Origin of the sequence: Micromonospora sp. B11E3 (assembly GCF_039871625.1) — a bacterium.
Lineage (GTDB): Bacteria > Actinomycetota > Actinomycetes > Mycobacteriales > Micromonosporaceae > Micromonospora.
The window spans coordinates 1-13974 of record NZ_JBDPMC010000046.1 but is presented as its reverse complement, the minus strand read 5'-3'; the positions used below and the strand labels follow the sequence as shown (position 1 = coordinate 13974).

14 protein-coding genes are annotated in these 13974 nt (G+C 72.9%); 11 read left to right on the top strand and 3 right to left on the bottom strand.

Going from position 1 to position 13974, the window contains the following annotated elements; all coding sequences use genetic code 11:
• Window positions 1-4: 4 nt before the first annotated feature.
• Window positions 5-757 carry a FadR/GntR family transcriptional regulator gene (locus ABGB16_RS21615; protein ID WP_347669910.1) on the bottom strand — a complete coding sequence of 251 codons (753 nt, stop codon included), beginning with the start codon at window positions 755-757 and terminating at the stop codon, window positions 5-7.
• Between the two features lie 137 nt (window positions 758-894).
• Here ABGB16_RS21615 and ABGB16_RS21610 point away from each other — a divergent pair, with 137 nt between their 5' ends.
• The 11 genes from ABGB16_RS21610 to ABGB16_RS21560 all read left to right on the top strand — a co-directional run bounded on the left by ABGB16_RS21610 (window position 895) and on the right by ABGB16_RS21560 (window position 11634).
• Window positions 895-2184 carry a sugar ABC transporter substrate-binding protein gene (locus ABGB16_RS21610; protein WP_347669909.1) on the top strand — a complete coding sequence of 430 codons (1290 nt, stop codon included), beginning with the start codon at window positions 895-897 and terminating at the stop codon, window positions 2182-2184.
• A 76-nt stretch (window positions 2185-2260) separates the two neighbouring features.
• Complete coding sequence (locus tag ABGB16_RS21605; RefSeq protein ID WP_347669908.1) at window positions 2261-3208, top strand: sugar ABC transporter permease; 948 nt, start codon at window positions 2261-2263, stop codon at window positions 3206-3208.
• On the top strand, window positions 3205-4020 hold the full coding sequence (locus ABGB16_RS21600) for a carbohydrate ABC transporter permease (RefSeq protein WP_347669907.1): 816 nt from the start codon (window positions 3205-3207) through the stop codon (window positions 4018-4020). Before ABGB16_RS21605 ends, ABGB16_RS21600 begins: the two co-directional genes overlap by 4 nt.
• Before the next feature lie 3 nt (window positions 4021-4023).
• Window positions 4024-5172, top strand: coding sequence for a galactonate dehydratase (gene dgoD, locus ABGB16_RS21595; protein ID WP_347669906.1), 1149 nt, complete (start codon window positions 4024-4026; stop codon window positions 5170-5172).
• A 2-nt stretch (window positions 5173-5174) separates the two neighbouring features.
• On the top strand, window positions 5175-5810 hold the full coding sequence (locus ABGB16_RS21590) for a bifunctional 4-hydroxy-2-oxoglutarate aldolase/2-dehydro-3-deoxy-phosphogluconate aldolase (RefSeq protein ID WP_347669905.1): 636 nt from the start codon (window positions 5175-5177) through the stop codon (window positions 5808-5810).
• Window positions 5807-6760, top strand: coding sequence for a sugar kinase (locus ABGB16_RS21585; RefSeq protein ID WP_347669904.1), 954 nt, complete (start codon window positions 5807-5809; stop codon window positions 6758-6760). The genes ABGB16_RS21590 and ABGB16_RS21585 overlap by 4 nt, the downstream gene beginning before the upstream one ends.
• 32 nt (window positions 6761-6792) lie before the next feature.
• Window positions 6793-8022 (top strand): D-mannonate dehydratase ManD, encoded by a 1230-nt coding sequence (gene manD, locus ABGB16_RS21580; RefSeq protein ID WP_347669903.1) that lies wholly within the window; start codon window positions 6793-6795, stop codon window positions 8020-8022.
• The gene (locus ABGB16_RS21575; protein ID WP_347669902.1) at window positions 8012-8566 is read left to right on the top strand and encodes a gluconokinase; all 555 of its coding nucleotides are present in this window, start codon (window positions 8012-8014) and stop codon (window positions 8564-8566) included. Before manD ends, ABGB16_RS21575 begins: the two co-directional genes overlap by 11 nt.
• Window positions 8563-9822 carry an MFS transporter gene (locus tag ABGB16_RS21570; protein ID WP_347669901.1) on the top strand — a complete coding sequence of 420 codons (1260 nt, stop codon included), beginning with the start codon at window positions 8563-8565 and terminating at the stop codon, window positions 9820-9822. Before ABGB16_RS21575 ends, ABGB16_RS21570 begins: the two co-directional genes overlap by 4 nt.
• 128 nt (window positions 9823-9950) lie before the next feature.
• Window positions 9951-11081 (top strand): beta-propeller fold lactonase family protein, encoded by a 1131-nt coding sequence (locus tag ABGB16_RS21565; protein ID WP_347669900.1) that lies wholly within the window; start codon window positions 9951-9953, stop codon window positions 11079-11081.
• Window positions 11082-11298: 217 nt separating this feature from the next.
• Window positions 11299-11634 carry a hypothetical protein gene (locus ABGB16_RS21560; RefSeq protein ID WP_347669899.1) on the top strand — a complete coding sequence of 112 codons (336 nt, stop codon included), beginning with the start codon at window positions 11299-11301 and terminating at the stop codon, window positions 11632-11634.
• Window positions 11635-11745: 111 nt separating this feature from the next.
• On the opposite strand, the gene ABGB16_RS21555 is transcribed toward ABGB16_RS21560, so the two are convergent.
• Both ABGB16_RS21555 and ABGB16_RS21550 read right to left on the bottom strand, forming a co-directional pair.
• Window positions 11746-12828 (bottom strand): SRPBCC family protein, encoded by a 1083-nt coding sequence (locus ABGB16_RS21555; protein WP_347669898.1) that lies wholly within the window; start codon window positions 12826-12828, stop codon window positions 11746-11748.
• Window positions 12829-12837: 9 nt separating this feature from the next.
• Entirely contained in the window at window positions 12838-13857 is a 1020-nt protein-coding gene (locus tag ABGB16_RS21550; RefSeq protein ID WP_347669897.1) for an MFS transporter, read from the bottom strand.
• Window positions 13858-13974: the final 117 nt, after the last annotated feature.

Here is a 13974-nt window from a genome sequence, read left to right as displayed (position 1 = left end):
TCGGTCACCCGGCGTCGGTCTGCTCCCACATGGACTTCATCTCGTCGAACGCCTGTTCCATGATGCGCACCATGGCCTCGCGGGCCCGTTCCCCGTCGCGGCGCTGGATCGCCTGCGCCACGTCGGCGTGCAGCTGGAGGGCCTGCTCGTCGGGGTAGTGCGGCATGAGGTGGTAGTGGTGCCGGCCGGTGAGCACCTCGGCGACCAGCTCCTGCAGCTTGACGAACATCTCGTTGCCGGACGCGGCCAGCACCCGCCGGTGGAACTCGATGTCCAGGCTGAGGAAGCGCTCCTCGTCGCCGGCCTTGCCGGCGGCCCACATCTTCGCCGCGAGCCCGACCAGGTCGCTCGCCTCGTCGTGGTCGACCCGGCCGGCGGCCAGCCAGGCGGCGTGCGGCTCGACGGCGGTACGCAGTTCGGTGATCGAGCGCAGCTGCGCCATCCGGCCGGCGGAGGCGAGCCGCCAGCGGATCACCTGCGGATCGAAGACGTTCCACGCCTCCCGCGGCCGGATCATGACGCCGACCCGGCGCCGGGTCTCGACGAAGCCCATCGAGGCGAGCACCCGCAGGACCTCCCGGACGACCGACCGGGAGACCGCGTACCGGTCGACCAGGTCGTCGATGTTCAGGACGGCCCCGGCGGGCACCTCGCCGCCGCAGATGGCGGTGCCGAGGTGGTCGAGCACGCGGGCGTGCAGCCCGACGTCGGCGGGGGCGTGCTGGGCGGGCGCGACGCCTGGGGAGGGCTGACTCACGCGTTGGAGCATATCAGTTGGAGATCACCCCTTGAATAAGTCAGCTTTTTCGGCCTAGCATCCGGTCGTTAAGCAGACGTTACGACGAGGTGGCGCTCTCTCCCCAGGACAGGTGGCCACGACAGAAGGAGTGAGACGTGCGGCGTAGATCCCTGATCGGTACCTCTCTGGCCGTGGTGGCCGCCATGGGCCTGTCCGCCTGCGGCGGCGGTGGCGACGACAGCGGCTCGTCCAAGACCGTCCGCGTCACGCTGGCGAACCACGTCTGGACGGAGAACATCAAGAACGCCCTGCCCGAGTTCGAGAAGCAGACCGGGCTCAAGGTCGAGATCACCCAGCTCGGCGAGGACCAGCTCTCCGACCAGTACAACGTCAAGCTGAACGCCGGCTCGTCCGACATCGACGTGATGATGTACCGGCCCCTGCAGGAGGGGAAGCTCTTCGCCAAGAACAAGTACCTCGCCGACCTGTCGGACCAGGTCAAGTCCAGCAAGGACTGGGACTTCAGCGACTTCCAGGCCGGCCCGGTGGAGGCCACCTCGTACGAGGGCAAGCCGGTCGGCGTCCCGATCATCACCGAGCAGGAGGTCCTCTACTACCGCAAGGACCTGCTCGCCATGGCCGGACTGAGCGCCCCGCCGAAGACCCTCGACGAGCTCAAGGCCGCCGCAGCCAAGATCAAGGCCGCCGAGCCGGGCGTGGCCGGCTTCGTCGCCCGCACCGGCAAGTCGCCGGCGGTCACCCAGTTCTCCAGCTTCCTCTACAGCTTCGGCGGTGACTTCGTCGACGGCAGCGGCAAGGCGACCGTCAACACCGACGCCGCCAAGCAGGCGTACGCCTTCTACGGCGGGCTGATCAAGGACTCCGGCCCGGCCAACGTCAGCACCGACATGAGCTGGCCCGAGGCGATGGCCATCTTCACCCAGGGCAAGGCCGCCTTCTACACCGAGGCCAACTCGCTCTACAAGAACGCCACCGACCCGGCCAAGTCCAAGGTCGCCGACACCGTCGGCTTCGCGCCGTTCCCGGCCGGCCCGGCCGGTTCGAAGCCGTACAACATCCCGTCCTGGGCGCTGGGCATCAACGACAGCTCGGAGAACAAGAGCAACGCCTGGAAGTTCATCGAGTGGGCCACCGGCAAGGAGCAGACGCTCGCCCAGCAGAAGTCCGGCGTGCCGAGCGCCCGTACCTCCGTCTGGGCCAACCCGGAGGGCACCGCGAGCTACCCGAAGGACCTGGTCGAGGCCATCGCCGCGAGCACCACGAACGGCGTGGGCCACGACCGGCCGCTGGTCGTGAAGGTCGCCGAGGCCCGCGAGATCGTCGGCCAGCCGATCGTCGACGCGATCGCCGGCAAGGACGCCGCCGCGGCGGCGGACGCGGCCAACGGCGCGTTCCAGAAGTTCCTGGACGACGAGGCCAGGTAAGCCGCGCGCGGGTGGTGGGGTCGGCCGGCCCCACCACCCGCGTCCCCCGCAGGCCCGCCCACCCCCGGAGATCCCCATGGCAACAGTCACCACCCCCGCCCGAGCGCCCGGCGGCGCCAGGGCCATGCCCGACACGCCCGCCTGGGCGCGCTGGGCCAACGACCACCGCAAGTGGCTCTTCGCCGCCCCGGCGATGGCCTTCGTCGCGGCGCTGATCGTCTTCCCGCTGGCCTGGACCGGCTACCTCAGCCTCACCGACGCCGAGGGGTCGGTCCGCGCCGAGAGCGAGTTCGTGGGCTTCCGCAACTACGTGGACGTGCTCACCGACACCGACCGCTTCTGGCCCGCCGTGGGGCGGACCGCCGCCTTCACCGTCGCGGCGCTGCTGTTCGAGGTGGTCCTCGGCATGGCGATCGCGCTGCTGCTGTGGCGGCCGTTCCGGGGCCAGAAGTGGGTCCGCGTCGCCATCCTGATGCCGCTGGTCGCCACCCCGGTCGCCGTCGGCATGATGTGGCGGCTCATCTTCGACCCGAACATCGGCCTGGCCAACCAGGCGCTCGGCTGGGTCGGCATCGGCCCGCAGCCGTGGCTCGCCGGCCAGCACTCCGCGCTGCCCACCACGATCTTCATCGACGTGTGGCAGTGGACGCCGATGGTCGTGCTGATCCTGCTCGCCGGGCTCACCGCGCTGTCGGAGGAGCCGCAGGAGGCGGCGCGGATCGACGGCGCCAGCGGCTGGCAGCGCTTCCGGCACGTCACCCTGCCGCTGCTGATGCCCACGGTCATCGTGGCGATCCTGCTGCGCGGCATCGACGCGCTCAAGACGTTCGACATCCTGTACGCCACCAAGGGGCGCGGCGGGGGCTCGTTCCACGAGGTGGAGACGCTCAACGTGTACGCCTACGGGCTGAGCTTCGACTACAACGAGTACGGCGTCTCCTCGACCGTCCTCATCATCTTCTTCCTGATCATCATCGGGTCGATGTGGGCCCTGACCGCGCGGCGCAAGGAGGCCAAGCGATGAAGCCCCGTCCCGCGTACCGGGTGTTCCGGGTGGTGGCCCTGGCCGTCGTGGTGCTGGCGCTGATCGCGCCGCTGCTGTGGATGGTCGCCGCGTCGCTGAAGACCAACGTCGACATCTACGACACCGACAAGGCGCTGGTCTTCTCGCCCACCCTGGACAACTACGCCACCGTGCTCCAGCAGGCGAACTACGTCCAGTTCATCGGCAACAGCCTCTGGGTGGCGTTCGCAGCCACCGTGGCGTCGCTGATCCTCGGGGTGCCGGCCGCGTACTCGATGAGCCGGTTCAACATGAAGAAGTCGGCCCTGGTGGTGCTGATGGCCCGGGTCATCCCCGGCGTCTCGCTGCTGGTGCCCTGGTACTACGTCTTCTCGAACCTGAAGATGGTCGGCGGGTTCGGCGTGCTGATCCTCAGCCACATGTTCGTCTCGCTGCCGCTCGTCGTCTACATCATGATGGGCTACTTCGACGGCCTGCCGGAGGAGCTGGAGGAGGCGGCGCTGGTCGACGGGCTGACCCACATCGGCGCGTTCCGGCGGATCACCCTGCCGCTGTCGGTGCCGGGCATCGCCACCGCCGGCATCCTGTCGTTCATCTTCTCCTGGAACAACTTCATGTTCGCCCTGGTGCTCTCCGGGGCCGACACCAAGACCCTGCCCGTGGCGATCTTCGACTTCGTCGGCTACGCGAGCATCGACTGGGGCGGCCTGATGGCGGCGGCCACCGTGGTCACCCTGCCGATCATGCTGATCGCCCTGTTCGTGCAGAAGTACGTGGTCTCCGGACTCACCGCCGGCGCGACGAAGGGCTGAACCATGACGACCATCGCACGCATCGAAACCTTCCTCGTCGCCCCCCGGTGGCTCTTCGTCCGGGTGGAGACCGACAGCGGCATCGTCGGCTGGGGCGAGGCCACCTGCGAGGGACGCTCCGAGACCGTCCGCACCGCCGTCGAGCAGCTCGCCGAGCTGCTCGTCGGGCGGGACGCGCTGCGGATCGAGGACCACTGGCAGGTCATGACCAAGGGCGCGTTCTACCGGGGCGGCCCGATCCTCGCCAGCGCCGTGGCCGGGCTCGACCAGGCGCTGTGGGACATCGCCGGCAAGCACTACGGCGCCCCGGTGCACCAGCTGCTCGGCGGCCCGGTCCGGGACCGGATCCGGGTCTACGGCTGGGTCGGCGGCGACGAGCCCAGCGAGGTCCGCGACCACATCGCCGCCCAGGTCGAGGCCGGCCTGACCGCCGTCAAGATGAACGCCTCCGGGCGGATGAGCCCGATCGCCTCCGTCGCGGAACTCGACGGCGTCGTGGCCCGGGTCGCCGCCGCCCGCGAGGTGCTCGGCGAGCACCGGGACGTGGCCGTGGACTTCCACGGCCGGTTCACCCTGGCCAACGCCCGCCGGGTGGCACCGCTGCTGGAGCCGTACCGGCCGCTGTTCCTGGAGGAGCCGGTCGTGCCGGAGAACTCCCACCTCATCGGCGAGTTCGTCCGGTCCACGACCACGCCGGTGTCCACCGGGGAGCGGCTCTACAGCCGGCAGGAGTTCCTGCCCGTCCTGCAGGCCGGCATCGCGGTCGCCCAGCCGGACCTCTCGCACGCCGGCGGCATCACCGAGGTACGCAGGATCGCCGCGCTCGCCGAGGTGTACGACGTGCAGCTCGCCCCGCACTGCCCGCTCGGCCCGATCGCCCTCGCGGCCTGCCTCCAGGTCGGCTTCGCCACGCCGAACTACCTGATCCAGGAGCAGAGCATCGGCATCCACTACAACCTCGGCGCCGAGGTGCTGGACTACTGCCTCGACAAGGCCCCGCTGACCTTCGTCGACGGGTACGTGGAGCGGCTCACCGCTCCCGGCCTCGGCATCGAGATCGACGAGCAGGCCGTCCGGTCGGCCGACAAGAGCGGCCACGCCTGGCGCAGCCCGATGTTCCGGCACCCCGACGGCTCCTACGCGGAATGGTGACCATGACCCTCGACCTCACCGCCGACCTCACCGCCGCCCGCCTGCTGGCGGTCATCCGCGGCACCGACACCGCCGCCGCCGTCGCCGCCGGCACCGCCCTGCTGGCCGAGGGCGTACGCGTGGTGGAGGTGGCCCTGACCACGCCCGGCGCGTGCGACGCCATCGCCGCGATCCGGGCCGTCGCGCCGCCCGGGTCGCTGGTCGGCGCGGGCACGGTGCTCACCCCGGCCGCGGTCGCCGACGTGGCCGCGGCGGGCGCGCAGTTCGTCGTCACCCCGGCCGTCGTCGACTCCATCGGCGCGGCGGTCAGCCGGGGCCTGCCGGTGGCCGCCGGGGCGTTCACCCCGACGGAGGCGTACGCCGCCGTCCGGGCCGGCGCCGCCGCCGTGAAGCTGTTCCCGGCGTCGGCGGGCGGCCCGGCGTACCTGAAGGCGCTGCGCGACCCGTTCCCGGACATCCCGTTCGTGGCGGTCGGCGGGGTCGGCCTGGCCGACCTGCCCGGCTACCTCGGCGCCGGCGCGATCGCCGTCGGCGTGGGCGGCCCGCTGGTCGGCGACGCCGCCTCCGGCGGCGACCTCGACGCGCTGCGCGCCCGGGCCCGCGACTACCTGGCCGCGCTTCGGGCCGTGGCGCCGTGACCGCGTACGACCTGCTCACCTTCGGCGAGGCCCTGGTCTCGCTGCGCGCGGCCGGCCCCCTCGCGGCCGGCGGGCCGCTCACCATGCACCTGGCCGGCGCCGAGTCCAACGTGGCGATCGCGGCGGCCCGGCTCGGCCACCGCGCCGCGTGGGCCGGCCGGGTCAGCGACGACGAGCTGGGCGGGTTCCTGCTGCGCCAACTGCGCGCCGAGGGCGTCGCCGTCGAGCACGTCACCCGGGACCCCGGGCGGCCCGCCGGGCTGATGTTCCTGGAGCGGCGCACCGCCGACCTGACCCGCGTGACCTACCAGCGGGCCGGTTCGGCCGGCTCCGCGCTGGGCGTCGACGACCTGCGCCCGGCGCTCGCCGCCGGCGCCCGCGTGCTGCACCTGACCGGCATCACCCCGGCGCTGTCCGACCGCGCCCGCGCGGCCGCCGCCTGGGCCGCCGAGGCGGCGTCCCGGGCCGGGGCGCTGGTCTGCCTCGACGTCAACCACCGCGCCCGGCTGTGGAGCCGGGACGCCGCCCGCGCCGCGCTCACCCCGCTGGCCGGGCACGCCTCGGTCGTCGTCGCCTCCGCCGACGAGCTGGACCTCGTCGGCGAGCCGGGCGCCGGCGAGGAGACCCTGGTCGCCGGCCTGCTCGACCGGGGCGTGTCGACCGTGCTGGTGAAGCTCGGCGCGGACGGCGCCCGGGCGTACACCCGCGACGGCGTCCGGCACGCGGCGGCGCTGCCCGTCACCGCCGTGGACACCGTCGGCGCCGGCGACGCCTTCACCGCCGGCTACCTCTCCGGCCACCTGGACGGGCTCGACCTGGCCGGGCGGCTGCGCCGCGCGGTCACCCTCGGGGCCTTCGCCGTCGCCGGCCACGGCGACTGGGAGGCCCTGCCGCGCCGCGACGAGCTGTCCCTCCTGGACGACCTGCAGCCCGGCAGCACCCTGCGCTGAGCACCATCCCGCAAGAGAGAAAGGCACCTCGTGTGAAGATCGTCGCCGCCGACGTGATCGTCTCCAGCCCCGACCGCAACTTCGTCACCTTGAAGATCACCACGGACGAGGGGATCACCGGGCTCGGCGACGGCACCCTCAACGGCCGGGAGCTGTCCGTCGCCTCCTACCTGGCCGACCACGTCGTCCCCCTGCTGATCGGGCGGGACCCGCACCGCATCGAGGACACCTGGCAGTTCCTCTACCGGTCGGCGTACTGGCGGCGTGGGCCGGTGACCATGGCCGCCATCGCGGCCGTGGACGTGGCCCTGTGGGACATCAAGGCCAAGGCGGCCGGGATGCCCCTGTACCAGCTGCTCGGCGGCGCGTCCCGCACCGGGATCATGGCGTACGGGCACGCCTCCGGGCGGGACGTGCCGGAGCTGTTCGACTCGATCCGCCGGCACCTGGAGCTCGGCTACCGGTCGATCCGGGTGCAGACCTCGGTGCCCGGCATCAACGCCGTGTACGGCGTCGCCGCCCAGCCCAGCGTCGACGGCAAACGGTACGACTACGAGCCGGCCCAGCGCACCGCGCTGCCCGCCGAGGAGGACTGGGACACCCGCGCCTACCTGCGCCACCTGCCCGGCGTCTTCGAGGCGGTGCGCAACGAGTTCGGCCCGGAGCTGCCCCTGCTGCACGACGGGCACCACCGGATGACCCCCATCCAGGCGGCCAGGCTCGGCAAGGCCCTGGAGCCGTACGACCTGTTCTGGCTGGAGGACTGCACCCCCGCGGAGAACCAGGACGCGCTGCGCCTGGTCCGCCAGCACACCACCACGCCGCTGGCCATCGGCGAGGTCTTCAACACCGTCTGGGACTACCAGACCCTCATCCGGGAACAGCTGATCGACTACGTCCGGTCCGCCGTCACCCACACCGGCGGCATCACGGCCATGCGCAAGCTGCTCGACTACGCCGCGCAGTACCAGATCAAGTCCGGCATCCACGGCCCCACCGACATCTCGCCGGTCGGCATGGCCGCCGCGCTGCACCTCGACCTGGCCATCCACAACTTCGGCATCCAGGAGTACATGCAGCACGGGCCGCTGACCAACGAGGTGTTCCGGCAGTCGTTCACCTTCACCGACGGCTACCTGCACCCCGGCGAGCAGCCGGGCCTCGGGGTCGAGCTGGACGAGGGGGCGGCCGCGCGGTTCCCGTACCAGCCGGCGTACCTGCCGTTCAACCGCCTCAAGGACGGAACGGTCCATGACTGGTGAACGCCCGACCCGGCACGTCGTGGTCATGGGCGTCTCCGGCGCCGGCAAGACGACGGTCGCCCGGGAGATCAGCGAGCTGACCGGGATGACGTTCGCCGACGCGGACGCCTTCCACACCGAGGAGCACGTGGCGCTGATGCGGGCCGGCATCCCACTGGACGACGAGGCCCGCTGGCCGTGGTTGCGTAGGCTGTCCGCCTGGATGGCCGACCGCTGCGCGGAGGGGGTGTCGACGGTGCTGGCCTGCTCGGCGCTGAAACGGTCGTACCGGGACGTGCTGCGCCAGGGGCCCCCGTCGCTGGACTTCGTGCACCTCGACGGGCCGGTGGAGGTCATCCGGGAGCGGATGGCCGCCCGCGCCGGGCACTACATGCCGGCGAGCCTGCTGGAGTCGCAGCTCGCGACGCTGGAGCCGCACGGGCCGGACGAGTCGGTGGTGGTGCTCGGCGTCTCGGGTACCCCCGGCGAGCTCGCGGCGGCGGCCGTCGCCCGGCTCGGCCTGCGCCCGGCGATGTCGCGGCCGCCCGGGTCGACGCGACCGTGACCGCGGAGGCCGGGACCGGCGTCCGGGGCGGGTCGGCGGGCCCGCCCGCGCGGCGGCGACGGGGCGAGGGCCCGCCGCCCCGGCGGGTCGAGGCCGCCGCCACTCTCACCCTCGCGGCCGTCGCGTTCGTGATCGTCACCGGCGAGATCCTGCCGGTCGGGCTGCTCGGCGACATCGCGCGCGGCGTGGGCGCCACCGAGGGCCAGGTCGGCCTCACGGTCAGCTGGTACGCCCTCATCGCCGCCGGCACGGCGGTGCCGCTCACCCGGTGGTCGGCGCGGCTTGACCGCCGGCACGTGCTGCTGGCCAGCGCGGCGGTGTTCGGCGCCGGGCACCTGCTCGCGGCGCTGGCGCCGAACGTCGCCGTCCTCGGGGCCGGCCGCGGCCTCGCCGCGCTCGGCCACGGCGTGTTCTTCGCCGTCGCCGCGCCCACCGCCGTCCGGCTCGCCGTGGGCAGCCCGAACCGCGCCGGCGGCCGGGTGATGGTCGGCGGGGCGATGGCCCTGGTCGTCGGGGCGCCCGTGGCGACCTTCCTCGGCCAGGCGGCGGGCTGGCGGGCGGGGATGCTCGCCGTGACGGCCGTCGCCCTGCTCCTCACCCTCGCGGTCGCCCGGCTCGTGCCATCCCTGCCCGGCCTCGCCCCGCGGGCCGGGGAGCCCGGCCACGGCCTGCTCGACACGCTGCGCACGCCGCGGCTCGGCACCGTCATGGTCGTGACGCTCCTGCTGGTCGCCGGGCACTTCGCGATGTTCACCTACGTCGCGCCGTACGCCGACGAGCGCCTCGGCCTGCGGGGTGCGGCGTTCACGGCCGTCCTGCTGGCCTACGGGTGCGCCGCCGTCGTCGGCAGCAACCTGGGCGGCCGCCTGGCGGACCGGCGACCCGTCGGGGGCGTACGGGCCGCCGCGGCGACCTTCGCGGCGGCCCTGCTCGGCGTGGGGCTGGCCGGGTGGTTGCGGCTGCCCGTCGCGGCGGTGCCGCTGCTGCTCGTGTGGGGCGGCGCGTTCTCCGTGCTCGTCGTGTCGTTCGCGCTGGCGGTGCTGCGCAGGGCGCCCGGCCCGCGGGCGGAGACCGCCAACGCCGCGCACGGCATCGTGTTCCAGGTCGGCATCGTCACCGGCTCCGCGCTGGGCACCGCCTGGTACGAGGCCGGGGCGCTGCCGGCCCTGCCCCTGTTCGCGGCGGCGGCGGGCCTCGCCGGCTTCGCCCTGACCGTCCGCTCCGGCGCGGCGTTCGCGGGGGAGCGGGCCGGCTGAGCCCGCCGTACCGGCCGCCGGAGCACCCGGTACGGGGCAAAGCATCCGGTCCGGCGGCGAAATGTCGATAACCTGCCGTGGTGACGAGGTTGCGGCCAGGGGTTCTGCTGGGGGTTGCCCTGCTTGCCGTGACCGCCTGCACGGCCACCGAGGCGGACCGGCGGCGCCCCGAGGCCGCGCCGTCGCCGCGCGTGTCGTCCGGGTCGCCGTTCGGCCCGCTGGTCGCCGGGATGCCGGGGTACCCGAGGGCCGGCGACGTCTACGCGGCGGCGGGGGCGAACATGCTCGCCGAGGCGGTACGGGCGGACAGGTCACTGGTCTACGTGCCCAACACGAAGAGCAACGACGTGTCGGTGATCGACCCGGCGACGTACCAGGTCGTCGACACCTTCCCCGGCGGCCCCGAGCCGCAGCACGTCGTGCCCTCGTACGACCTGCGGACGCTGTACGTGGCCTCCAGCAAGATCCCCGACGGCGGGCTGGTGCCCGTCGACCCGCGCACCGGCGAGCCGGGCGCGTTCCGCAAGCTGGAGGACGTCTACAACCTCTACTTCACCCCCGACGGCAAACAGGCGATCGTGGTCGCCGAGGCGTACCAGCGGCTCGACTTCTACGACGTGGGCACCGGGCGGCGGGTACGTTCCGTGCGCTTCCCCTCCTGCGGCGGCATCAACCACATGGACTACTCCGCCGACGGCAGGATCATGCTGTTCAGCTGCGAGTTCGCCAACCGGATGCTCGTCCTGGACACCGTCACCCTCGACAAGCTGCGGGAGTTCACGCTGACCGAGACACCCGACGGGATGCCCCAGGACACCCGGCTCACCCCCGACGGGCGGCACTTCCTGGTCGCGGACATGCGCGCCCACGGCGTGTACGTCTTCGACGCGCAGGCCACCCGGCAGGAACGGTTCATCCCCACCGGCCGGGGCGCGCACGGCATCTACTTCAGCCGCGACAGCCGGCTCGCCTACGTCACCAACCGCGACGCCGGCAGCGTCACCGTGCTCGACCTGGCCACCCTGAAGCCCGCCACCACCTGGAAGCTCCCCGGCGGGGGCAGCCCCGACATGGGCGGCCTGTCCGCCGACGGCAGCACCCTGTGGCTGTCCGGCCGCTACCACGACGAGGTCTACGTCATCCGCACCAGCGACGGCAAGCTGCTCAAGCGCATCCCGGTCGGCACCGGTCCGCACGGCCTGACCATCTGGCCCCAGCCCGGCCGCTACTCCCTGGGCCACACCGGCAACATCCGCTGACGTGTCCTGCGGACGTGGTCGGTCAAGACCCTTGTCACCCGTCCCCCCGAACTGGTCCCTGACAACCGTGATCACCCGGCCGCTGCCGGCGGTTCGCCATGTCACACTCAACGTCCACATGAGACGAGAGGTTGGCTGCGGTGGCCAGGTTGGGAGGGCACTGGAGGATCGTTGTCGCGGTCAGCGGCGCGCAATTCTCGGAGCTGCCGTTCAGGAGTTGCTCGACACCAGCCTGCGGATGGCGGCGGCAATTGTCGTCGTTGTCGGCCTGGGGGCGGTCGCATCGTTCGCCGCGCTCGCGGCGATCGTCGAGGCGAGGAACGCCGCGGACGCGGAGCTGCTGACCGAGGTGCGCGCCGGGACCGCCCATCAGCAGAGCCTGGCCCGGTCGCTGGCAAACGAGGTCCACGTGTTGTCGCAACACATCGGGCAGTGGCCTGGCGAAGCCATGCCAGAAACGCATCAGAACAACGCGTTCGACGAGGACGGTCACCGCTGCCGACCTGCCCCCGATGGGGCGTGCCGTAACAGGGACCTCACCGGACGCTGTTGATCCTCGTTCGCCGGCTCCCGATCGCAGTGACCGTCTTGAAGGCGCTGCCTGACGCCGCCGCCCCGTGGCCGGCCAGCGCCGCCTGTGGCGACCGCCGGCCGGCCCCGAGCCTTACAGGCCGTCGCACGGATTGCCGTCCACCGTGCAGCTCTCGGGCGCCTTGGTGCGCGGGGCGGCGTCGCGTACCTCGAACTCGAACGTCCGCGACCGCCCGGCCGGTAGGGGCGGCCCGGTGAAGGTGACGGTTTCCCCGTCCTGCCGCCACTCGGCCCCGCTCACGTCGGCGAGCGTGCTGCCCGGGGCCAGCGTCACCACCACCGTCCAGTCCTGCGCCACGCCGGCCGGGTTGTCGACCACCACCGCGCCGGTGTACCGGAGCAGGCGCGTCGACACGTTCGTGTAGCGGGCGGTCAGGGGCGGGACCGCCGACGGGGTGGGGGCGGGGGTGCCGCGCGAGGGGGCGGTGGTGGGGGTCCGGCTCGGGGAGGCGGAGCTCGCGCTGGGGGTCGCCGTGGGCCGGGCGGCGGTCCCCCGGGGCGCGCGGCTCGTGGCGGCGGCGGGATCCGCGGTGGCGGTCGGCGACGCCGCCGGCACCGGGCCGGCGGCGGGTTCCGGCTCGGCCGGCAGCATCGTCCACGCCAGCAGCCCGGCGACCAGCAGGACGCCGGCCAGCGCCGCGACGAGCGCGAGCCGGCGTCGGCCGGCCGCCCGTCCGCCGTCGCCCGTGACCACCGGCAGGACGGCCGTCGCGTCGGCGTCGCCGCGTCGCAGGTCGACCTCCTGGAACGCCAGCCAGTCCAGGATGGCCGGCAGCCGTCCGGTGAGCGCCTGCTCGTAGCTGTCCTGGCGGCGGCCGCGGTCCTCGTCCGGCCAGTCGCCGTCCTCCAGGGACTCCCGCAGCGCCAGCCGGCAGCCCTCGGTGATGGGGGTGACGGTGCAGGTCAGCAGGGTGCGTCGGTCCACCTCGACGCACCGCAGCACGAGCAGTTCCGGTGCCCGCAGCTCCGTCACCTGCGCGTCGACCGTGGCGTCGAAGCCGGGCATTCCGACCGTGTGCAGCAGCAGCCGTCCAGAGGCGCCCGCCACCACGTCGACGTCGGTGAACCACCGGGCGAGCAGCCCGGGATCTGTCAATGCGTGCCAGACCCGGTCGGAAGGGTGGGCCAGGTCGACCTGAGTGACGATCTCGATCACGGCGAGACTCTACGGCTGCCGCGCCTCGCGCGCACCCGGCACCCGTCCCGTCGGCACGGGTGCGGGCCGCTCACGGGGCGAATCGGGAGAGGTTTCCCGTCCGGGCTCGGCCCGCAGGCCGCGGATCGCCGGCAGCGCCAGGACCACCGAGTTCGCGACGATCTGCCACCCCACGCCGACGGCGAGCACGGCGGAGATGCTCGTGGCGTCCGAGAGGGGACCGGCGAGCGCCAGGCCGACCGGGCCGATCGAGAAGGCGCCGAACGCGATGTACGACATGACCCGGGAGAGCGCGTCGGCCGGAACGTGCTGTTGCACCGTGGTCATCCAGACGGTGCCGAAGACCGAACTGGAGATCCCCGCGGCCAGGGCGCCGAGGCACACCAGAGCGAGTGGCGCGCGCAGCGCCAGGGCCGCCGACGGCGCTGCCCAGGCGAACGTCACCAGGGTGGTGAGCACGAGCGGCCGCCGCGGCCGGCGTCCCATGATGAGCAGTCCGCCCAGTACCGATCCGCCGCCGTAGCCGGCCACGACCAGGCCCCAGGCGCTCGCGCCGCCGTAGAACCGGTCCGCGGACGCCGGGCCGAGCACCAGGTACGGCGCCCAGACCAGCAGGTTGAAGAAGGTGAACTGCAGCGTCACGGTCCACACCCAGGGATAGGACCAGAAGATCCGCCAGCCCGAGCGCAGGTCGGCCAGGACCGAGGAGCCGCGCTGGGCCGGGGAGTCGGCGACGCGCAGGAGGAACAGCACCAGGATGCTCGGCAGGAAGGTGATCGCGTCGATGAGCAGGATCATTGCCGGCGAGAGGAAGACCACGAGAACGCCGGCGAGGGCGGGCCCCCCCACCGCGGCGGCGGACTGGGCCATGCCGAGGACCGCGTTGGCCTCGGCCAGGCGGGACGGCGGCACCAGGGAGGGTGCCAGAGCGTCGAACGACGGGCGGAAGACGGCCTCGCCGAGCCCGCTGAGCGCGGCGAGGGCCAGAATCAGCCACAGGTCGGGCGTGCCGAGCAGGATGTTCCGCACCGGGTTTGATGGAGACATCGAAACCTGGGAGGAACACCAGCGATGCCCGCACCGAAGAAGTACAACGATGAGCTGCGTGAGCGTGCGACCCGGTTGGCCGTGGAGGCCCGCCGGGAT